Source organism: Streptomyces sp. V4I2, assembly GCF_030817655.1.
GTDB classification, from domain to species: Bacteria; Actinomycetota; Actinomycetes; order Streptomycetales; family Streptomycetaceae; genus Streptomyces; species Streptomyces plumbiresistens.
Window position 1 is genome coordinate 9,320,834 of the sequence record NZ_JAUSZM010000003.1, and the last position, 20,138, is coordinate 9,340,971.

A 20,138-nucleotide genomic window follows, 5' to 3' on the forward strand; every position below is an offset into this window, starting at 1 on the left:
GAACACATCCGTAACCGAGTCCCCCCGGAGTGAGGGGCCTCGACGAGGCGGCCCCGCTGCTGTGCGCCGGCGTGACCACCTGCTCGCCGCTCGACTCGCAGATCGGCGGTGTCCGCACCACCCGGGAGCTGCTCGACCTCTGCGCCGAGTACGGTGTGGGCGCCGAAGCGGAGGTCATCCCGCCGAGAGGATCAACGAGGCGTACGAGCGCGCCCTCGCCTCCGACATGCGCCACCGCTTCGTCATCGACACCCTCACCCTCAAGGACGCCTCATGACCACCATGGCCATCATCGGAGCGGGACCGGGCCTCGGCGCCGCGGTCGCCCGTCGGTTCGGCCGCGAGGGCCACGACATTGCGCTGATCGCCCGTGACCAGGGGCGGTTGGACACCCTGGCCGGCGACCTCCTGCGCGACGGCGTCACGGCGCGCGGCTTCGTCGCCGACGTACGCGACCCGGATGCCCTTCAGGCCGCCCTGGACGCGGCGCACGCCACCCTGGGCCCGATCGAGATCCTCCAGTACAGCCCGGTCCCGCACCGGGACTTCATGCGGCCCGTGCTGGAGACCACCCCGGCGGACCTCGTCGGTCCCCTCGCGTTCTCCGTCCACGGCCCGGTCGCCGCCGTACGGCAGGTGCTGCCGGACCTGCGGGCGCTCGGCCGCGGCACCGTCCTGTTCGTCAACGGCGGCACCGCCGTCGTCCCGCACCCCGACCGTGCGGGCACCTCGATCGCCTTCGCCGCCGAGAGCGCCTACGGCCGGCTGCTGCACGACACGCTCGCCCCCGAGGGCATCCACGTCGCACAGCTGATCATCCCCGGCGCGATCGTCCCCGGCCACCACCGCAAGGACCCGGCCGTACTGGCGGACACCTTGTGGGGCATCCACCGCGACAGGCAGGGGTTCCGGCACTTCGCCGACGACCTCGACTCCTGACGGGGCCGGGAGACGTACCTGATCGGCCTCGAACTCGGCGCGCCGCGCGAGGCCGAACTGCCGCACGACATGGCCGCCGTCGACGCGACCGACACCGGGGTGCGCGGCGGTCCCGCCCCCGACGCGGTGAGACTCGACGTCATGGGCCGGCACCGGGACCGTACCGATCTCGGCCGTTGCTTCGGCGCCACCGACGTCATCCCCGAGCGCGGTCAGCAGGGCCGGGGGGAGTGATCAGCCGGGTCGGTGTCCCGCGGTGCGAGGACGCGCCCGTCGGCTTCGGCCGTCTCTTCGGCCCGAACGTCACCCTGACCGGTGGTCCCGCGCCGGTGCGCGCCTGCATCGACGAGCCGCTGCCCGCGGTCCTGGACGGCACCGTCGAGCCGGGTAGCGTCTTCGACCGCACCGTTGCCTTGGAGCAAGCACCCGAGGGGTACCGGGCCATGGACGAGCAGGAGGCGCTGAGGGTCCTCGTCGCTCCGTGACGGCAAGGATCCCGGGCGGTGGCCGTCACCCGTCCGTGGCGCCCTCGGTCTCCCAGCGCAGCAGGTCTCCCGGCTGGCACTCGAGTACCTCGCAGAGCGCGGCGAGTGTCGTGAAGCGCACCGCCTTGGCGCGGCCGTTCTTGAGCACAGCGAGGTTGGCGGGGGTGATTCCGACGCGGTCCGCGAGTTCGCCCACGGACATCTTGCGCTTGGCCAGCATCACGTCGATGTCGACGGTGATCGGCATCAGATCACCTCGGACAGCTCGGCCTGCATCTGCGTCGCCTCGACGTCGCGCGCGACGGCCTGGGCGAGCAGCATCCGCAGGACGAGCACGATGAGCGCGACCCCCAGGATCGCCAGGGCGACGCCGCCCAGCAGGAGCACCACGCCCGGGGCCACGGCCTCGCCCGGCGCCAGGACCACTCCGAGCGCGAAGGCCAGGAGCGCGGCCGCCACCATCGCGCCGGTCACGATGTGCACGTACCGGAAGGCGGCGTGGGAGAACACCGTCCCTCGTCGCACCATCGTCACCAGCCGCCACACGCAGACCAGGACCACCTGGACCGTCACGATCCCCAGGACCGTGATCACGAGGAACGGGGTCCGCAGGTAGGCGTAGTCCGCGTTGAGCCCGTCCAGGTCCTGGGCCAGCAGCGGCACCATCACTGTCTGTACGAACAACGAACCGGCGAGCAGCGCCACGAGCACGGCTCGCAGCGCCAGCACGGGCAGCTTTCCCATCGTCTCTCCTTCGATCGAGGCACGATGGGAATCTATCGATATTCGATAGGCGCGGCAAGGGGCCGGTCAGTACTCCAGCTCCGGGCGGCGGAGCGGGCCGCCGACCGTGTGGAGGTGCCGCAGCACCTGGGCGTAGGAGCCGAGGAGCCCGGTCTCGTGGTAGGCGACGCCGTGCCGGGCGCAGAACGTGCGCACGATCTCCTGGGCATGGCGCAGGCTGGGGCGCGGCATGGACGGGAACAGGTGGTGTTCGACCTGGTAGTTCAGCCCGCCGAGCGCGAAGTCGGTGAACCGGCCGCCACGGATGTTGCGTGAGGTCAGTACCTGCCGACGCAGGAAGTCGATCTTGTCGTCCTTGGCGAAGATGGGCATGCCCTTGTGGTTGGGGGCGAAGGAGCACCCCATGTACAGCCCGAACAGTCCCTGGTGCACCAGCAGGAAGCACACGGCCTGGACGGGAGGCAGGACCCAGAACACGGCGGTGAGATAGCCGACGAGATGCGCCGTCAGCAGGCTCGCCTGGGCCACCTTGGTCATCCGGGAGGCGCGGGCACCGGTGCCGTCGAACAGCGCCTTCACACCGGCGACGTGCAGGGCGAGCCCTTCCAGGAGCAGCATCGGGAAGAACAGCCAGGCCTGGTGACGGGCCAGCCAGGCATACGCTCCGCTGCGGACGCGGGCGTGGTCCTGGGTGAAGGCGATCGCGCCGTCGGCGATGTCCGGGTCGCGGTCGACGTGGTTGGGGTGGGAGTGGTGCCGGTTGTGCTTGGCGATCCACCAGCCGTAGCTGAGGCCGATCAGCAGGTCGGCGTGCACGCGGCCGAGCAGGTTGTTGACCCGCTTGGAGGCGGCGATCTGCTGGTGCCCGGCGTCATGGCCGATGAACCCGGTCTGGGTGAACATCACCGCGAGGAAGGCGGCGGTCAGCAGCTGCCACCAGGACTCCCCGATCAGGGCGAACGCGGTCCACCCGGCGGCCAGCAGGAGCAGGTTCCCCCCGACCTTCACGGAGTAGTAGCCCGGGCGCCGTTTCAACAGCCCGCTCTGTCGCACCTCGCGGGACAGCACGGCGTAGTCGCTGCCCCGGCTGCCGGGCGCGGGTTCGGGGGTCCCGGTGGGATCCGCCGGTTCGATGCCCCGGTTGATGATTTCAGTGGTCACAGTTTTCCTTTCGGGGAGAACGCGGGCCGGTGTCGACGGCGCGGGGGCAGGGCGCCGGCTGCGGGTGGCCCGTAGGGAGGCAGCGCAAGGCAGGCCCGCGGCGCGGGCCTGCCTCGGAACGTGACCTCAGAGCGCGCGGACCCGGTCCGCGTGCAGGCCCCTGGGGCCCTGGGTTCCCTGGGTGCCTCGAGTCATGCGATGTCTCCTTCGAGATGGCGAAAGGTCGCAGAACGCGCGCTCGCGCGATTGCGGGCTGCTGGTCGCCAGCCGTCGAAGAAAACCCCAGAAACGACGAAACGCCCGCTGTCAGAACTCCGCGGGCGCTTCCACGTTCGCAAACTTCAACTACAACCACTGCTCTCAACGTCCGGGACGCCGGCAAGGTTCCCGGTCGCGGCGGGGCGGGGTCCGGCGACGCCCTGACGGTCGGCTTCGGGGGCCGGACGGGAGTACGGTTGAGGCACCGAGCGCACTTCGTATGCCGTCATCCGTCACGGCGTCGCCCTCGGGATGATGAGGAAGCGCATGAGCCTTTTGAGCCTCGGAGTACTCGCCTCCTCCCGCAAGGAAAACGAGTTCCGGCTGCCGTTGCACCCCGCCCACCTCGACCGGATCGACCCGGACGTACGCGAGAAAATCTTCCTCGAGCAGGGCTACGGCGACCGGTTCGGCGTCGCCGACGACGCGCTGCGGCCGCTGGTGGCGGGTCTGCGTTCCCGTGAGCAACTCCTCGCCGAGTGCGACGTACTGCTGCTGCCCAAGCCCATGCACGAGGACGCCGCCGCACTGCGCGAGGGCCAGGTGCTGTGGGGCTGGCCGCACTGCGTGCAGGACGAGAGGATGACCCAGATCGGCATCGACCGACGGCTCACCCTCATCGCCTGGGAGGCCATGAACCACTGGACCTCCACGGGCGCCTTCAGCGTCCATGTGTTCCACAAGAACAACGAGCTCGCCGGCTACTGCTCGGTGCTGCACGCCCTGCAGCTCGGCGGACTGACCGGCAGCTACGGTCGCCGCCTGCGCGCGGTGGTCATCAGCTTCGGTGCCACGGCGCGCGGAGCGGTCACGGGACTGGGCGCCATGGGCGTGTCCGACGTCACGGTGCTCACCCAGCGCGCCGCGGCGGCGGTGGCCTCGCCGATGCCGTCGGTCGTGATGGGCCACTTCGAGGAGCAGGAGGACGATCCGTCGCGCCTGCGGGCCGTCACCGCGGCCGGTTCCGTGCCGATGGCGGAGTATCTGGCCGGGTTCGACATCATCGTCAACTGTGTCCTGCAGGACACCGACGCGCCGCTGATGTTCGTCACCGAAGAGGACCTCGCCCTGTTCCGGCCGGGGACCTTCTTCGTCGACGTCTCGTGCGACGAGGGCATGGGCTTCGAATGGGCCGAGCCGAGCACCTTCGGCGAGCCGATGTCCAGGGTCGGGCCGGGCTGTCACTACTACGCGGTGGACCACAGCCCGTCCCACCTGTGGAACTCGGCCACCTGGGAGATCAGCGAGGCGCTCCTTCCCTACCTGCGCAAGGTCATGAGCGGCCCCGCGGCCTGGGAGGCCGACGCCACGGTGAGCAAGGCCATCGAGATCCGCGACGGCGTCGTACGGAACCCGAAGATCCTGTCCTTCCAGCACCGGGCGGCCGCCTACCCCCACCTCCCCGAGGCTCTCGCCCTGGCAGGGCACTCCGCCGCACAGCCGGCCTGACGCATCCGCGACCGGTCGATGTCAGCTCCCCTGCGGGAGAGTCACCGGCCGGTCGTCGCGCAGTTCCGCGAAGAGTTTCCGTGCCCGGCTGTCGTCCCACTTCACGGCGCTGCCCTTGGAGGTGGCGAGAGCGGGGTCGGAGACGGGCACGTTGAGCTGCCTGCCGCCGCCCGCCGTGACACCCTGCATCGCCCGGAACAGCGACATGAGATCCGGTAGGTCCGTGTCCTTGTCCACCACGAGCGTGTCGAGGCCCGCGCCGAGGGTGGGGAAGGACTTGGCCGGGTTGAGGAGTGTCTTCGGCGTGACGGCCTTCTTGGCCAGCGCGGTCAGGAACTTCTGCTGGTTGCGGGTACGGCCCAGGTCGCCCTGGGCTTCCTGTTTGCGCTGCCGGACGAACGCCAGCGCCTCGGCGCCGTCGAGGGTCTGGCAGCCCTTCGGCAGGTCCGCGCCCGACTTCTCGTCCTTGACGGCCCGGTCCAGACACAGGTCCACACCGCCGACCGCGTCCACCACACCGACGAAGCCCGCGAAGCCGATCTCCGCGTAGTGGTCGATGCGCAGCCCGGTGTTGCGCTCCACGGCCCGGACGAGCAGGTCGGGGCCGCCGAGGGAGAACGCGGCGTTCAACTTGTCCGGCTCGGCGCGATAACTCCGGCCGGTCTCGGGGCGGACGTACGGCGGGACGGTCACCCACGAGTCGCGCGGCAGGCTCAGCATCGTGGTGCCGTTCGCGCCGGTGTGCAGCAGGATCATCGAGTCGGTGCGGCGGCCCTCGGCCGTGCCGGTGCGCAGATCCTTCCGCGCCTGCTCGGACAGCCCGGCGCGGCTGTCGGAGCCCACGATCAGGTAGTTGGTCCCCCGCCCGTCCGCCGGGCGGTCCGGGAGCGCGCCGAGGTCGACCTCCTGGTCCAGCTCGGTGTCGGCCCACACGTACGTACCGACGGACGAAGCGAGCAGCGCACCGACCACGAGGACCGTCAGCCGCACGATCCTACGGCGCCGGGTAGGCCGCGGCTTGGGATGACGGCGGCCGCCCGCCTCGCCGGGGGGCCGCCGTCCGTGGCCCGTGCGGCCCGGCGTGGCGGGGGAGGGCATGCCCGGCAGCGGTGCCGTACGGGTCGTGGGCAGGGCCCCGTTCCCGCGCGCCGCCCGGCCCGCGGCGACGCGCGGCGGCTCGGCCACCCCACTGCTTCGGTCGTAGTGGCCCGCCGGGCGGTCGGTCCCGTCACTCATCAGCCTGCTCAGTCCCTCACCACATCGGGATCACCTCGTCGGCACGCTCTTATACGGGGCGGGGCCACCGATCTGTTCAGCGGCCGTACCGGAACGCTTCATGCGCTGCCAGGTCAACCTGCTGCCCAGCAGGGCGGCGACCACGGACTGGATGACGACGAGATACATCAGCTGCCGGTAGACGAAGAGCTGGAAGGGCATCGACCACAGGGCCCGCTTCCGCTCCCCGTCGAGCTTCAACGCGTAACCGGCACAGACCAGTTGCACGCCCAGGAAGGCGAACCACACCGCGGCCGCGCTCAGTGGGTCGAGGAACAGCACGCCGTACAGGGCGAACACGTCGATGACCGGCGCGAGCAGCGGCAGGACCACCTGGAAGAGCGCGAGATACGTCAGTCCGCGCCGGCCGAAGCGCCCGGCCACGCCCACCTCCACCACGGCACGGCGGTGCTTCCACATGGCCTGGATGGTGCCGTAGCACCAGCGGTAGCGCTGCCTCCACAACTGGCGCAGCGAGGTGGGCACTTCGGTCCAGGCGACGGCGGACTCCTCGTAGAGCACCCGCCAGCCCGCCCGCCACAGCGCCATGGTGAGGTCGGTGTCCTCGGCGAGGGTGTCGTCGCTGACCCCGCCGACGCCCACCAGCGCGTTCCGGCGGAAGGCGCCGATGGCACCGGGGACGGTGGTCATGCACTCCAGCACCTCGAACATGCGGCGGTCGAGATTGAAGCCGAAGCAGTACTCGAGATGCTGCCACTTGGCCAGCAGGCCCCGCCGGTTGCCGACCTTGGTGTTGCCGCTGACCGCGCCGACGGCCGGGTGCGCGAGCGGCTGGACGAGATGGTGGATGGCATCCGGTTCGAAGACGGTGTCGGCGTCCACCATGACCACGATGTCGTAACTCGCCTGGGCCAGGCCGGTGTTGAGGGCGGCCGCCTTGCCCCCGTTGGGTTTGCGGATCACCAGCACGCGCGGATCGCCGATCCCCTCGGCGAGCTCGGCCGTACGGTCCGTCGAGCCGTCGTCGACCACGATGATCTGCAGCTCGGGGTAGTCACAGGCCAGCAGGGAGAGGACGGTGGACTCGATCCCGGCCTCCTCGTTGTAGGCGGGCACGAGCACCGTCACCGGTTCCGTCACCTCCCGCAGCCAGGGCGCGCCCGGCCGGGAGCGCTCCAGACGCCGGACGTGGGCACGCGCGAAGACGGCGAGCAGCAGCAGGCGCAGCACCCCGAGAGCGCCCGCGATGCCCAGCGTCCAGGTCATGGCGTTCGAGAACGCCCGCCCGACGGCGGTGGCCCGGACCAGGGCGGTGCCACCCCACCGGTCGAGGGCCGACACCGGCGCGTACGGGGTGAGCCGGAGACCCGCCGAGACGGTGGTGAAGCGGTCGACGCCACGGTTCTCGAGCAGCTTCTTCGCCTCCCGGTAGGCGGTCGCCGTCTGGCTGAGCTGCCGGACCAGGCCCTGCGCCGGCTTCCGGGACGCCTTGTCGGCGGCGACGAGCACATAGCCCTCGGCGGTGGCACGCCGTGCCGCCTGCCACTCGCGGCCGCACAGGGTGTCCGGCGAGGTGGTACGCGGCATCCGCAGCAGATTGGTGCGCAGACCCGCGGTCCCCGCCAACGCACTCTGCGTCAGGTCCAGTTCGGCCGAGAAACGGACGGGCGACGCCTCGCCCAGGGCGCCACCGGTGTAGGTGTTCGAGCCGATCTCGTGCCCCTCGTCCCGGATGCGCCGTACCAGGTCCGGATGGCGGGCCGCCTGGGAGCCGAAGAGGAAGAAGGTGGCGCGCGCCTGGTGCCGACGCAGCAGGTCGAGCAGGCGCGGGGTCCACACGGGGTCGGGGCCGCCGTCGAAGGTGAGCGCGACGGTGCGGGCGGGCATCGAGCCGGTCTGTATGCCGTTGCGGTTGATGCCCACCACCGGGCCGCCGCCCGCCACGGCATCGGGGGCGGGCGAGGTGCAGGCGGACCGGGTCGTCGCCGCGTCGACCTCGTGGTTGGTCCAGCCCTCGAAGAGCAGGGCCGCGAACATCCCGGGGAGGACGAGGATCAGTAACAGCCAGTGTCCGCGCGGGTCGCGGGACTGCTTGTGCCGAGCCTTCACGGGACCTCGTCCCCCCTTTCGGCCGACGCGCCGAGCGGGTCGCAAGTGGCGTCTGCCTCAGGCGAGTTGAGGCACGCCCGGTCGCCCCGACAGGCCGCGTTCCGGGCCTTTCTTCTCCAGTCGTGCGCGTCGGGGCGCGCGGTGCGAGGGGACGTCTTCTTCGACTGCCTGACGGGACAGGAGGTACGCATGGGGCGCGAGTCTAGCCACAGCTTTTCGATTGCATGGCCATAACACCGAGCCTCACAGGAACGCGGCCCCGGGTCACTTGTAGGTGATGCCCGATGCGCTGTAGCGGCAGTACGTGCCGTCCGGACCGCTGCCGATCTTGTCGGGCTCCGCGCCGCTGGTGTTGCCCTGGAAGCGCTCGCAGACGGTGATGTCCCTGCCGCTGTCACCGACGATCGTCACACCGGAGAGGGTGGCGGTGTCCCCGTAGTTGGCGTTGACGCCGGCCAGTACCTTCCCGGGGCCGGTCACCCTGACGTTGTCGATGACGACGTGGCGCTCGTACTGCGTGTCGCAGTTGCCGCACGAGCGGTACAGCTTGCCGAACTCGGCGACCTGGAAGGTCCTGATCGTCAGCGTGCCGGCACCGTTGTGCTGGAAGACCTTGTCGTCCGCCTTCCGCGCGCCGCCGCCGACCACGAGGTACCTGGCCGAGGGAGACGTGCCCTTGAAGGTGGCCGCGTCCTCGCCGACGTCCTGCCACCACACGTTCTGCAGGGTGCAGCTGCCCAGACAGTGCACGCCGTCGGCGGCCGGCGCGCCGAGGACGACGTTCTTCAGGACGGCTCCGTCGGCGAGCTCGAAGACCGGGTCCTGGTCCTCGTCCTGGCCGTCGCCGCCCAGTGCGCCCGAGCCGTAGTAGCGTCGCAGGCCGCCGTCGTAGCTGCCGGAGACCTGGATGGTGGAGGTCACCGGCCTGCCCCCGGTGGTGGTGGGCCAGGAGCCGAGGGCGGAGACGGGGGACGGGGGCGCGGAGGCGGAAGCGGATGTGGACTTGCTCGGTGAAGCCGAGGCCGATACCGATACCGATACCGACGGTGACGCGGACGGGGAAGGGGACGGGGACGCTGTCGAGCGCGACGGTGAGGGCGAGGCCGAAGCGGTCGGCGAGGACCAGCCCTTGACCGCCTTCAGCGTCCAGCTCTTGCTGCTCGCCTCGTCGCAGGAGTCCTGCCGCGCCCGGCGGGCCTTGATGGCCAGGCACTTGCCGCTCTCGGCGTTGACCAAGTGGTACGCGCTCCCCGCCTGCTTCGGCTCCCACACCTGCGAGGCGGTGTCGTCGCAGGTCTGCTGCTGTACCGCCCGGCCCGCCGACTTCGACGCGTTCTCCACCCCGGCGCACAGTCCGCTGTGCGCGGCCTTGACGGTGAACCCGCCGTCGGAGGAGGCCAGTTGCCAGGTCCGGTCGGCGGCGCTGTCGCAGGGCGCCTCGTTCAGCTGGACGTCGCTCGCCGTGGCGGCGGACGGTACGGCCAGGCACTGGTCGTCGGCGACGTTCACCAGCCGGTAGGTGCCGGCCTCCGGCCCCGAGTCCGATGACCCCATCAGGATGCCGCCGGTGATCGCGCCGCCGACCAAAGCGGTGGCCACCACGCTGATCAGAACAGTACGGCGGTTCGTTCTCCCGCGCCGTGACCGGCGGTGCAGGGCTGCTCTTTGACTCACGTGGTGACCTTCGTTCGGCAGTTCGTGGAGCGCGTCACCTACCAGTCGTCACCGCTCCGGGAAAGGTTGCCGCGATTCCTGGTCCGGGTGCACGCCGCGGCGGTCAACTACCCCGACGTGCTCATCGCGGCGGACCGCTACCAGGTCTCGGCGCCCCTGCCCTTCACGCCCAGCAGTGAGTTCGCGGGTGTCGTCACCGGGCTGGGGCCCGGGGTGTCCGGGCCCGCGGTGGGTTCACCGGTGGCCGGGGCGGTGCTCAGCGGCGCGTTCGCCGAGCAGGTCGTGGCGCCCCTCGCGGCACTGCGCCCGATTCCCGACGGCCTTCTGCTCACCGACTGGATCGGCGACGACGGGTGGCTGTGGAAACTGCGCTGCGAGCACCGCAAGTTCAACTACCTGGGCACACCACCTGGGTGCGCGGCGAGGCCGTGGACAAGAAGCAGGTCGACGGCCGGGCCGAGGTGCATCTGGCGGTGCGCTGCGAGAACCAGCGGGGCGAGGTGACCACGCCCGGCACGGCGGTCGTACTCCTGCCGACCCGGGAGCACGCCGTGGAACTGCCGGCGCCTCCCGCCCCGGACCTGCCCGGCATGGTGGCGCACGAACTGGCCCGGTTCAGCGTCACCGACTGAGCGGGCACGGCCACCGGTCGGTCAGAGCCACCGAACTGTTCCGCAGGCACGCGGTCGGTCAGTGCCACCAGGGAACGAGCGCGTCCAGATGACGTCGCATCCGGTGCCGGGCGACCCCGGAGTCCGACGCGAGGATCGCGTCGAGGATGCGCTGGTGCACGTGCCGGACCTCTTCGGCCGCCGCGTCGCCCGGCAACTGCCGGTCCTGTCCGTCCGCGTGCCTGCGGAACAGCTCGGTGATGATGCCGAGGAACAGCGACAGCACGGGATTGCCGGACAGCTCGGCCAGCTCGGAGTGGAACAGGTCGGCCTTGCGCGGATCGTCGGCCCGGCCCTCGGTGGTCCACCGGACGGCCGCGGCCAGGCGCTCGGCCACCTCCTGGTCGCCCTCGGCGTGCCGGGCGGTCACCCGGGCGACGGTGCCGAGTTCGAGGGCGTCGCGCACGGTCCGCAGATCGTCGGCCGTGACGCCCTGGTACTCGAGGAAGAGCGCCATGGTGTCGATGCTGGCCTGCGGCTCCGGTTCGGTGACGATGAGCCCGCCGCCGGGGCCGCGGCGCATCCGGGCCACCGCGTGGTACTCCAGCAGCCGCACGGCCTCACGCAGCACCGCCCGGCTGATGCCGTAGCGGGCGAGCAGATCGGCCTCCGAGCCGAGCACCGAGCCGACCTGCCAGCCGCGCGCGGCGATGTCGTCGTGGATCCAGGAGGCGACGACCTCGGCCAGCTTGGCCCGCGGGCCCTCGGCCACCTCGGGCTCGATCACGTTGCCCGTGATCCGCGTGCGGCGTACCCGGTGCTTCTCGATCCAGGCGGCCACCCATTCCAGGTGTGCGGTGAGCGCCGTCTGGGCACGGGCACCGTCGCCGGCCACCACGGCGTCGACGATCGCCTGATGCGCCTCGTACGACTCCTCCGCGGAGGCCACCACCTCCGCCCGGGCGATCCGGCGGGAGGTGTGCGCGTACCGCGCGGTGAGGCGGGTGAGCACGTCGATGAAGAGGTGCAGCACCGGATTCCCCGAGAGTCTGCCGAGCACCGGGTGCAGCGGGTCGTGCGACTCGACGCCCAGGTCCTCCCGGTGCGCGCGCTCGTCGTCGAGGGTGGCGCGCAGCGTCTCGATGCCCTCCTCGGTGATCCGGTCGGCGGCCAGTCCCGCGGCGATCGGTTCGAGCAGGAGGCGGGCGTGGAGCAGGTCGGTGACGCTCGTGCCGACGTATTCGAGGTAGATCACGATGGACCGGGTGGCCGGGCCCGCGTCGGGAGCGCAGACGATCAGACCGCCGCCCGGTCCCCGGCGCATCCGGGCGACCTGGTGGTGCTCGACCAGCCGCACCGCCTCGCGCAGCACCGAACGGCTCACCGAGAAGCGCCCGCGCAGTTCCAGCTCGGACCCGAGCGACTCGTCGACGGGCCAGCCCCGGCGCATCACGTCCGCCTCGATACGGTGCGCGATCTGCGCGGCGAGCTTGCCGACCGGGGCGTCGCTCCCGCTCGCGGCGAGGTCCGACTCCCGCTCGCCGTCGGCGGGTTCGAGGTCGGCGGCAGTCGCCATGCGGCCAACTCCTCAGAAGGCATTGCGTATCCTCAGCATATGTGGCCGTCCTGACGCCGCCGCGCACGTCAGACACGTCGGCCGGGCTGAAATGTCGTGTTGGGGGTACTGTTTTCCGGCCCTTTTCGCGAAGGGCGGCTCATCGGGGCGCGAAGCGCTGCCACGCGTCCAGGCGCAGACACTGCCCGTTGAGCATGGGGTTGTCGACCACGGCGAGCACCAGTTTGGCGTACTCCTCCGGGCGGCCCATGTGCTTGGGGAACGCGGCGTCCTTCACCAGCGCGGACCTGGCCTCGGCCGGGACGGGCCGTCCCCCGCCCGTCGAGCCAGGCCGCGAACTCGGTCCCGCCGAGCAGCATCGAGTACGCCGCGGCCTCGGCCGCCAGGCCCTGCAGCGTGCCGAGCGACGGCGTCTGACGCAGCAACTGCCCCAGGGCGATGCTTGCTTGGGGGTGATGCTCGACGATGTCGGCCAGCTCGTCGAACGCTTTCCGCGGATCCTCCACGGACACCAGCTGCCGGGCGTCGGCGGCGGCGTCGGCTTCGACGTCCGGTGCGGCCAACGTCAGGGTCAGGGCGTCCAACAGCGGACGCAGCCGGTCCGGCGGCCGCCGGGTCGCCATGCCCACGGTCGGCGACAGGGAGTCGGCCACCCGGGCTGCGGCGGCCGCGACACTGCTCGGATCGGCGCGGTGCCAGTCGTCGAGAACCAGGTACCGCACGGGATTCCCCGGCCGCCCGTCCGGACGGAGCATCAGCCCCTCGTCGATGTCCACGGCACATCCCTACCCCGTGAGCGCTCTACGGCGCACCTTGACGGGCGAACGTGCCGCTCCTGCCGAAACCGGCCGCGCGGCCGAGGAAAGACGCTGGTCAGCGCTGCCCCGCCGAGGTTCAGGACGGGGCACCTTCCGGAGCGGTTGCGGCGGGTCGGGCGGCTTTCCACGGTGGGCGCAGGAACAGCGTTGTGGAAAGGAACGTTGTCACGGGAAGAGAACCGCATTCTCGGCGCGTGGGGTCGAAGGTCACTGCCACATCTGGGAGTTGGGCACGCCGAGCGCGTCGCCGTGCCCGGTCTGCTGAACGTCGAACACCGATTGGACCGCGGCGAAGCCTGCACGTCCTGGGGTCTGGTTGACGGCCCGCTTGGCCGGCGCAGCGCGGGAATCTTCACTCCTCGCCGGTGAGGGTGCGTCCGGAGTAGGCCCAGTAGGCCCTACTGCTCGACCAGTCTCTGGGTGCCCACCACGGACAGCAGCCCCAGCTTCTCGGCGGCCTCGCTGCCCGGCTCGGCCGAGTAGACGAGGATGTGCAGGTCGTTGCCCTCCACCCGGAGCAGGTCGCAGTCCAGCGTCAGCAGGCCCACCTGCGGATGCTCGATCGTCTTGCGCGAGGCCTCGAGGCGGCCGACGACGCCCGCGTCCCACAGCTCGGCGAACCGCTCACTCCCGGCGTGCAACTCCGCGATCAGACGGCGTAGTTGACGGTCCGCGGGATACCGTGCGGAGGTCGCGCGCAGTTCGCAGACCATGCCCACCTCGAAGGCGCGCCGCTCCTCCGGTGTGTGCCGGACCCGGGTGGGCGCGCCGAGGAAGTTGCGCCACACGCCGTTGCGTTCGAAGCCGCGCAAGACCGACTGATCGCCCATCAGCGCCGCGTACATCGGGTTGGCCAGCAGCAGCGTCATGGCGGCGTCGGAGACACCGACGGGAGTGTCCACCAGTCTGTCCAGCAACCGCTGGACGCCGGGCGTGATGTACCCGGGCATCTCGGGCCCCGGGGGCACCAGCCCGGCCAGCCGGAACAAGTACGCCCGCTCGTCCCCCGACAGGCGCAGCGCCCGGGCCAGGGCCTCGACGACCTGCCCGGACGGGTTGGATGCCCGGCCCTGTTCGAGGCGCGTGACGTAGTCGACCGAGATCCCGGCCAGCAGGGCCAGCTCCTCGCGCCGCAACCCCGCCGCGCGCCGCTGTCCGCCGGACGGCAGCCCGGCCGTGTCGGGGGAGACCCGGTCGCGCCAGCGCCGTAGCGCCTGCCCGAGTTCCGTCGCCGTCATGCCCCCAGTGAACACCACGACGACCACTGTCGGCCGGGTACCTGCCTGGTACTGGGAGTCCCAGGAAGAAGGGTCTCCTGGCTGTCCGCGGCGTCGCGCCGGAACCTGGACGCATGACAACAACCCTGATCACCGGAGCGAACAAGGGGCTGGGCTTCGAGACCGCCCGCCGGCTCATCGCCGCAGGCCACACCGTCTACATCGGCGCCCGGGACGCCGAACGCGGACGCCGCGCCGCCGAACAGCTCGGCGCCCGCTTCGTCCAGCTCGACGTCACCGACGAGGCCTCCGTGCAGGCCGCGGCCAAGACCGTCGAGGCAGACGGCGGGCTCGACGTACTGGTCAACAACGCCGGCATCGAGGCGAGGCGCGAGGACAACAGCGTGCCCGGCGCCGCGGACGTCACCGCCGACGACATGCGGACGGCGTTCGAGACGAACGTCTTCGGCGTCATCCGCGTCACGCACGCCTTCCTGCCCCTGCTGGGGCGTTCGGCCACGCCGGTCGTGGTCAACGTCAGCAGCGGCCTCGGCTCGGTCACCAACGTCTGTGACCCGGCCACTCCCGCGTACCACTACCCGGGCGTCGCCTATCCGGCGTCGAAGGCCACCGTCAACATGATCACCGTGCAGTTCGCGAAGGCGTTCCCGGCCATGCGGATCAACGCCGTGGAGCCCGGCTTCACCGCGACCGATCTCAACGGGAGGACGGGCACGCAGACCGTCGAGGAGGGCGCCGAGATCATCGTGCGCATGGCGCAGACGGGCCCCGACGGCCCGACCGGCGGCTATTTCGACGCCGAGGGCCCCCTTCCCTGGTGAGGTCACAAGTGGATGAGCCGACGGCCTCCGGGTCCTGGCGAGCGCCCGGATCGGCGAGGAGGACAAGGGCTGTCGCTACCTGCTCGACGGCCTGAACCCCGAGCGCGTCCTCCTCGCCCACGAAGCCGTGGGCCCCGGCCGGGCCGCCCTCGACGCGGGTTTCCAGGCGTGAGTGCCCCGTACAGCCCGGACCCAACACGGTCAGCCCTTGCGGGTGTTGATCTCCTCGGTGAGCTGGGGGACGACGTCGAAGAGGTCGCCGACGATGCCGTAGTCGACGAGGTCGAAGATCGGGGCCTCGGCGTCCTTGTTGACCGCCACGATCGTCTTCGAGGTCTGCATGCCGGCCCGGTGCTGGATCGCGCCGGAGATGCCGGAGGCGATGTACAGCTGCGGGGAGACACTCTTGCCGGTCTGGCCGACCTGGTTGGTGTGCGGGTACCAGCCCGCATCCACCGCGGCACGGGAGGCGCCGACGGCCGCGCCCAGGGAGTCGGCCAGGGCCTCGATGATCGCGAAGTTCTCGGCGCCGTTGACGCCGCGGCCGCCGGAGACCACGATCGCGGCCTCGGTCAGCTCCGGGCGGCCGCTGGACTCGCGCGGGGTGCGGGCGGTGACCTTGGTGCCGGTGGCCTGCGCGGAGAAGGTGACGGCCAGGGCCTCGACCGTACCGTCGGCCGGGGCGGCCTCCACGGCGGCGCTGTTGGGCTTGACGGTGATGACCGGGGTGCCCTTGGCGATGCGGGACTTGGTGGTGAAGGACGCGGCGAACACCGACTGGGTGGCCACCGGGCCCGCCTCGCCGGCCTCCAGGTCGATCGCGTCGGTGATGATGCCGGAGTTGATGCGCAGCGCGAGGCGGGCGGCGATCTCCTTGCCCTCGGCGGAGGACGGCACCAGCACGGCGGTGGGGGAGACCGCCTCGTAGGCGGCCTGCAGGGCGTCCACCTTCGGGACGACCAGGTAGTCGGCGTACTCGGCGGCCTCGTGCGTGAGCACGCGGGTCGCGCCGTGCTCGCCGAGAACGGCGGCGGTGTCGGCGGCACCCGCGCCCAGCGCGACGGCGACCGGCTCGCCGATGCGGCGGGCCAGGGTCAGCAGCTCCAGGGTGGGCTTGCGGACGGCGCCGTCCACGTGGTCGACGTAGACGAGAACTTCAGCCATGGATCCGTGACCTCTCTCAGATGAACTTCTGGCCCGCGAGGAACTCGGCGAGCTGCTTGCCGCCCTCGCCCTCGTCCTTGACGATCGTGCCTGCGGTACGCGCCGGGCGCTCGGCCGCGGAGTCGACGACCGTGTAGGCGCCGTCGAGTCCGACCTCCTCGGCCTCAAGGTCCAGGTCGGACAGGTCCCAGGCCGCAACCGGCTTCTTCTTCGCCGCCATGATGCCCTTGAACGACGGGTAGCGCGCCTCACCCGACTGGTCGGTCACCGACACCACGGCCGGCAGCGAGGCCTCCAGCTGCTCGGTGGCCGAGTCGCCGTCCCGGCGGCCCTTGACGACCCCGTCCTGGACGGACACCTCGGACAGCAGCGTCACCTGCGGCACCCCCAGCCGCTCCGCCAGCAGCGCCGGCACCACACCCATGGTGCCGTCGGTGGACGCCATACCGGAGATCACCAGGTCGTAACCGGCCTTCTCGACCGCCTTGGCCAGCACCAGCGAGGTGCCGATCGCATCCGTACCGTGCAGGTCCTCGTCCTCGACGTGGACCGCCTTGTCCGCACCCATCGACAGCGCCTTGCGCAGCGCGTCCTTGGCGTCCTCGGGACCCACCGTCAGGACGGTGACCTCGACATCGTCATCGGAGTTCTCGGAGATCTGCAGCGCCTGCTCGACCGCGTACTCGTCCAGCTCGGAGAGCAGACCGTCCACGTCGTCCCGGTCGACGGTCAGGTCATCGGCGAAGTGCCGGTCGCCAGTGGCGTCGGGCACGTACTTCACAGTGACAACGATCCTCAAGCTCACAACCCTCTCCTGTTTCCATGTCAGTGACCGCTGCGTCGAAGCCGCACGCGGTACGAGTAGTGCTCGGGCAGAAAGTGACTGATCGCCAGCTCCACGAGCTGTCCGGCGACCGACTGGTAGACGCGGTCGATGCGCAGCAGCGCCCGGCCCGGTTCGCAGCCCAGATGCGCCGCGAGTTCGGGTGTGGCGTCCGCGACGGTGATGCTCTGCTCGGCCTCGGCGATCGGCTCGGGAAGCCGTCCGTCGAGCAGTCCGATGACGGTGAAGGCGCTGGGGACACTGGGCTCCGCCAGCTCCGGAACCGGCTCGAGGAGCCGGCCGACGTCGGGCGGCAGGAAGACGGAGGTGTGACAGAACGCGGTGTCCTCGTGCAGCCGGAGGAAGGCGAGCTTGTACACCTGGTCGGTGTGCAGACCGAGGCGGCCCGCCGCGTCGACGTCGACCCGCCGGTGCAGGGGCGTGACGACGTTCATGCGGGTGTCGATGGACAGCCCCATCAGGTCGTCCACCGAGCCGAACTGGCGCAGGTACTGCTCGTCGCGGGGCGCGGCGAAGGTGCCGCGGCCCGGCACCCGGTGGACCAGCCCATCGGCGACCAGGTCCTGGAACGCCCGCCGCACGGTCTGCCTGCTGACCCGGTGCAGTTGTGCCAGCTCGGCCTCCGTGGGCAGCCGTACGCCCTCGGGGTAGTCGTGCCGCAGGATCGCCGCCCGCAGCTCACGGGCGAGCCGCAGGTAGGTGCTTTCGCGCTGTGCGGGTTCAGCCATGCGGCCCACCCCGCTCCGCCGACCGCGCCACGACCGCCACGCTCCTCATCGCTCGGGTCTGATCCACGGCAGCCACTCGTGTCTCCTCCATGGCAGTCCTCAGACCACCGCGTCGGCGCGCAGCGCCTCGATGTCGTCGAGGTCGCGGCCGAGTTCGGCGAGGATCGCCCGGGTGTGTTCACCCACCGCCGGAACGGGGTCCATCCGCGCGGACATGCCCGCGAGGTCGGCCGGCGGGAGCAGTGCCCGCACCGTGGCACCGCCCGGCACGCCCACCTCGCGCCAGCGGTCGCGGGCGGCCAGGACCGGGTGGTCGAGGAACGCGGCGACGTCGTTGACCCCGGCGCAGGCGATGCCGATGTCCTCCAGGTCCTTGAGGATCTGTGCGGCGTCGGACCGGGCGCAGCGTTCGGCCACCACGGTGTTGAGCTCTTCGCGGTGGGCGACCCGGTCGGAGCCGGTGGCGAAACGCGGGTCGTCGGCGAGTTCGGGCCGGCCGAGGAAGCCGGCGCACAGGGCGACCCACTCGCGTTCGTTCTGGATGGAGAACAGCACGTCCTTGCCGTCGGCGGCCGTGAAGGCGCCGTAGGGCGCGATGGTGGCGTGCTGGGTGCCCAGGCGCGCGGGCTGCGTGCCGCCGTATTGGGTGTAGTAGGCGGGCTGGCCCATCCACTCCGCCAGCGCTTCGAACAGGGAGATCTCCACCGGGTGCGCGGTGCCGGTGGTGGCGCGGGTGTAGAGGGCGGTGAGGATGCCGCTGTAGGCGTACATCCCGGCGGCGATGTCGGCGACGGAGATCCCGACGCGGGCGGTCTCCTCGGCGGTTCCGGTCAGGGAGACCAGCCCGGTCTGGCACTGCACCAGCAGGTCGTACGACTTGCGGTCGGCCCACGGGCCGGAGGTGCCGTAGCCGGAGATCGTGCACGGGATCAGCCGGGGGAAGCGCTCGGCGAGGGCGGCCGTGCCGAGGCCGAGGCGGTCGGCGGCGCCCGGTGCGAGGTTCTGGACGAACACGTCGGCGCCGTCAAGGAGTTGGTGCAGGATCTCCAGGCCCCGCGGGTCCTTGAGGTCCAGCGTGAGGGACTCCTTGGAGCGGTTGAGCCAGACGAAGTAGCTGGACTGGCCGTGCACGGTCGTGTCGTACCGGCGGGCGAAGTCGCCGTCGCCCGGCCGCTCCACCTTGATGACCCGGGCGCCGAGGTCGGCGAGCTGCCGGGTGGCGTAGGGAGCGGCCACGGCCTGTTCCAGGCTGACCACGGTGATCCCGGCCAGGGGCCGCTGCGGGACGCTCATACGGCCCATTTGTACGGCCAAATTCCAGAGCCTGTCAACGACGGCCACCCGCCTGTCACCTGTGCTCTTCGACACCCTCCCGACGTCTTGGCGAAACCATCGGCGTCATGTCGGCGCTTTGTACGCACCAATGCGGCACGCGGCCGCACCGAAGACCGTTTCAGGACGGCCGGTCCGGAAGGCAGAGCACGATGACGGCCCGGGCGACGAGCTCGCCGGCGCCGGCCAGTTCCTGGCGGTAGCGGGTCGTGGTCCCCGGACGGTCTCCGCGAAGTCGGGATCGACGGCGCGGGCATGCGCGGGATGCGGGAGTTCCCGCGCCATTCCCCGGCGACGGGCCACGAGCGCGATGATCTCCTCGTCGCCGGCTCGCGCAACTCCCGCCGTCACCCACGGCAGCGGTACGAGCTGCGGCCACGAGGCCCCGGCCTTGATGAACCGACGTCGGTGAAACCGCCCGCACCTGGCCTCAGGCGGGCGTGCGGAGGGTCTCGACCGCTCGTACGAGTGGGGCGAGTTCGGGGTTGTGGGCGGCAGTGTCGAGGGCTTCGCGCAGGGCGGTCTCGTTGGTGGGGCGGGCCTCTTCGAGGAGTTGGAGGCCGGCCGGGGTGACGTCGGTGTAGATGCCGCGGCGGTCGGTGGGGCAGAGGTAGCGGGAGAGCAGGCCGCGGTCTTCGAGGCGGGTGACCAGGCGGGTGGTGGCGCTCTGGCTGAGGACGACTGCGTCGGCGACCTGTTTCATCTGGAGGTGGCCGCCCTCGCCGTCGTGCTGGCGGCTGAGGACGTCGAGCAGGGAGTACTCGCGCACGCTCAGGTCGTGTCCCGCCTGCAGGGCCCGCTCGATGTGGGCCTCGATCCTGCCGTGCAGCAGGGACAGGGCGCACCAGCCCTGCGCGAGGGCGGTGAGTGCGGGGTCTGTGGCGGTCATGGGGCGTGCTCCTCCGTCCCGAGGTACTGACCGTCCAGGATAGGGCATCCGTGAAAGTTCCA

Annotated in this window: 21 protein-coding genes and 2 pseudogenes; 8 read left to right on the forward strand and 15 right to left on the reverse strand. The window is 71.2% G+C overall.

Annotated features, from left to right (window positions below):
- Nucleotides 1-95: 95 nt before the first annotated feature.
- From QFZ76_RS43450 to QFZ76_RS43465, 4 genes and pseudogenes are all read left to right on the forward strand, one after another.
- Nucleotides 96-277, forward strand: a pseudogene (locus tag QFZ76_RS43450) (alcohol dehydrogenase); the annotation flags it as partial.
- The gene (locus QFZ76_RS43455) at nucleotides 274-939 is read left to right on the forward strand and encodes an SDR family NAD(P)-dependent oxidoreductase (RefSeq protein WP_307678845.1); all 666 of its coding nucleotides are present in this window, start codon (nucleotides 274-276) and stop codon (nucleotides 937-939) included. The pseudogene QFZ76_RS43450 and the gene QFZ76_RS43455, both read left to right, overlap by 4 nt.
- A gap of 69 nt (nucleotides 940-1,008) precedes the next feature.
- Nucleotides 1,009-1,173: a hypothetical protein gene (locus QFZ76_RS43460; RefSeq protein WP_307678846.1), complete on the forward strand. Its 165-nt coding sequence runs from the start codon at nucleotides 1,009-1,011 to the stop codon at nucleotides 1,171-1,173.
- A complete protein-coding gene (locus QFZ76_RS43465; RefSeq protein WP_307678847.1) occupies nucleotides 1,170-1,424 on the forward strand; it encodes a hypothetical protein in 255 nt (84 codons plus the stop codon). The genes QFZ76_RS43460 and QFZ76_RS43465 overlap by 4 nt, the downstream gene beginning before the upstream one ends.
- 25 nt (nucleotides 1,425-1,449) lie before the next feature.
- Here the strand turns inward: QFZ76_RS43465 and QFZ76_RS43470 are convergent, their stop codons facing one another.
- The 3 genes from QFZ76_RS43470 to QFZ76_RS43480 form a co-directional block, all read right to left on the reverse strand.
- Nucleotides 1,450-1,671 carry a helix-turn-helix transcriptional regulator gene (locus tag QFZ76_RS43470; RefSeq protein WP_307678848.1) on the reverse strand — a complete coding sequence of 74 codons (222 nt, stop codon included), beginning with the start codon at nucleotides 1,669-1,671 and terminating at the stop codon, nucleotides 1,450-1,452.
- Nucleotides 1,671-2,168, reverse strand: coding sequence for a DUF2975 domain-containing protein (locus tag QFZ76_RS43475; protein WP_307678849.1), 498 nt, complete (start codon nucleotides 2,166-2,168; stop codon nucleotides 1,671-1,673). The genes QFZ76_RS43470 and QFZ76_RS43475 overlap by 1 nt, the downstream gene beginning before the upstream one ends.
- A gap of 66 nt (nucleotides 2,169-2,234) precedes the next feature.
- The gene (locus QFZ76_RS43480) at nucleotides 2,235-3,329 is read right to left on the reverse strand and encodes an acyl-CoA desaturase (protein WP_307678850.1); all 1,095 of its coding nucleotides are present in this window, start codon (nucleotides 3,327-3,329) and stop codon (nucleotides 2,235-2,237) included.
- A 525-nt stretch (nucleotides 3,330-3,854) separates the two neighbouring features.
- Here QFZ76_RS43480 and QFZ76_RS43485 point away from each other — a divergent pair.
- Nucleotides 3,855-5,036, forward strand: coding sequence for a N(5)-(carboxyethyl)ornithine synthase (locus QFZ76_RS43485; RefSeq protein WP_307678851.1), 1,182 nt, complete (start codon nucleotides 3,855-3,857; stop codon nucleotides 5,034-5,036).
- Between the two features lie 21 nt (nucleotides 5,037-5,057).
- On the opposite strand, the gene QFZ76_RS43490 is transcribed toward QFZ76_RS43485, so the two are convergent.
- The 4 genes and pseudogenes from QFZ76_RS43490 to QFZ76_RS43505 all read right to left on the reverse strand — a co-directional run.
- Complete coding sequence (locus QFZ76_RS43490) at nucleotides 5,058-6,272, reverse strand: LCP family protein (protein ID WP_307678853.1); 1,215 nt, start codon at nucleotides 6,270-6,272, stop codon at nucleotides 5,058-5,060.
- A 30-nt stretch (nucleotides 6,273-6,302) separates the two neighbouring features.
- On the reverse strand, nucleotides 6,303-8,381 hold the full coding sequence (locus QFZ76_RS43495) for a bifunctional polysaccharide deacetylase/glycosyltransferase family 2 protein (RefSeq protein WP_373464445.1): 2,079 nt from the start codon (nucleotides 8,379-8,381) through the stop codon (nucleotides 6,303-6,305).
- Between the two features lie 264 nt (nucleotides 8,382-8,645).
- Complete coding sequence (locus QFZ76_RS43500) at nucleotides 8,646-9,524, reverse strand: pectate lyase (RefSeq protein ID WP_373464568.1); 879 nt, start codon at nucleotides 9,522-9,524, stop codon at nucleotides 8,646-8,648.
- 36 nt (nucleotides 9,525-9,560) lie between these two features.
- Nucleotides 9,561-9,935, reverse strand: a pseudogene (locus tag QFZ76_RS43505) (RICIN domain-containing protein); the annotation flags it as partial.
- Between the two features lie 123 nt (nucleotides 9,936-10,058).
- Here QFZ76_RS43505 and QFZ76_RS43510 point away from each other — a divergent pair.
- Both QFZ76_RS43510 and QFZ76_RS43515 read left to right on the forward strand, forming a co-directional pair.
- Nucleotides 10,059-10,559 (forward strand): alcohol dehydrogenase catalytic domain-containing protein, encoded by a 501-nt coding sequence (locus QFZ76_RS43510; protein WP_307678854.1) that lies wholly within the window; start codon nucleotides 10,059-10,061, stop codon nucleotides 10,557-10,559.
- Nucleotides 10,529-10,687: a hypothetical protein gene (locus QFZ76_RS43515; protein WP_307678855.1), complete on the forward strand. Its 159-nt coding sequence runs from the start codon at nucleotides 10,529-10,531 to the stop codon at nucleotides 10,685-10,687. The genes QFZ76_RS43510 and QFZ76_RS43515 overlap by 31 nt, the downstream gene beginning before the upstream one ends.
- 58 nt (nucleotides 10,688-10,745) lie before the next feature.
- Here QFZ76_RS43515 and QFZ76_RS43520 read toward each other — a convergent pair whose 3' ends face one another.
- From QFZ76_RS43520 to QFZ76_RS43530, 3 genes are all read right to left on the reverse strand, one after another.
- A complete protein-coding gene (locus QFZ76_RS43520) occupies nucleotides 10,746-12,242 on the reverse strand; it encodes a FadR/GntR family transcriptional regulator (RefSeq protein WP_307678856.1) in 1,497 nt (498 codons plus the stop codon).
- Between the two features lie 68 nt (nucleotides 12,243-12,310).
- Nucleotides 12,311-13,018 (reverse strand): hypothetical protein, encoded by a 708-nt coding sequence (locus QFZ76_RS43525; protein ID WP_307678857.1) that lies wholly within the window; start codon nucleotides 13,016-13,018, stop codon nucleotides 12,311-12,313.
- 440 nt (nucleotides 13,019-13,458) lie between these two features.
- Nucleotides 13,459-14,298 carry a helix-turn-helix transcriptional regulator gene (locus QFZ76_RS43530; protein WP_307678858.1) on the reverse strand — a complete coding sequence of 280 codons (840 nt, stop codon included), beginning with the start codon at nucleotides 14,296-14,298 and terminating at the stop codon, nucleotides 13,459-13,461.
- A gap of 113 nt (nucleotides 14,299-14,411) precedes the next feature.
- Here QFZ76_RS43530 and QFZ76_RS43535 point away from each other — a divergent pair, with 113 nt between their 5' ends.
- Nucleotides 14,412-15,119 carry an SDR family NAD(P)-dependent oxidoreductase gene (locus QFZ76_RS43535; protein ID WP_307678859.1) on the forward strand — a complete coding sequence of 236 codons (708 nt, stop codon included), beginning with the start codon at nucleotides 14,412-14,414 and terminating at the stop codon, nucleotides 15,117-15,119.
- A 201-nt stretch (nucleotides 15,120-15,320) separates the two neighbouring features.
- Here the strand turns inward: QFZ76_RS43535 and QFZ76_RS43540 are convergent, their stop codons facing one another.
- The 5 genes from QFZ76_RS43540 to QFZ76_RS43560 form a co-directional block, all read right to left on the reverse strand.
- On the reverse strand, nucleotides 15,321-16,283 hold the full coding sequence (locus tag QFZ76_RS43540; protein ID WP_307678860.1) for an electron transfer flavoprotein subunit alpha/FixB family protein: 963 nt from the start codon (nucleotides 16,281-16,283) through the stop codon (nucleotides 15,321-15,323).
- Between the two features lie 16 nt (nucleotides 16,284-16,299).
- Nucleotides 16,300-17,088 (reverse strand): electron transfer flavoprotein subunit beta/FixA family protein, encoded by a 789-nt coding sequence (locus QFZ76_RS43545; RefSeq protein ID WP_307678861.1) that lies wholly within the window; start codon nucleotides 17,086-17,088, stop codon nucleotides 16,300-16,302.
- Nucleotides 17,089-17,108: 20 nt separating this feature from the next.
- Nucleotides 17,109-17,855: a GntR family transcriptional regulator gene (locus tag QFZ76_RS43550; RefSeq protein WP_307678862.1), complete on the reverse strand. Its 747-nt coding sequence runs from the start codon at nucleotides 17,853-17,855 to the stop codon at nucleotides 17,109-17,111.
- A gap of 99 nt (nucleotides 17,856-17,954) precedes the next feature.
- Nucleotides 17,955-19,148: a CaiB/BaiF CoA-transferase family protein gene (locus QFZ76_RS43555; protein ID WP_307678863.1), complete on the reverse strand. Its 1,194-nt coding sequence runs from the start codon at nucleotides 19,146-19,148 to the stop codon at nucleotides 17,955-17,957.
- A gap of 469 nt (nucleotides 19,149-19,617) precedes the next feature.
- Nucleotides 19,618-20,076, reverse strand: coding sequence for a MarR family winged helix-turn-helix transcriptional regulator (locus QFZ76_RS43560; protein WP_307678864.1), 459 nt, complete (start codon nucleotides 20,074-20,076; stop codon nucleotides 19,618-19,620).
- Nucleotides 20,077-20,138: the final 62 nt, after the last annotated feature.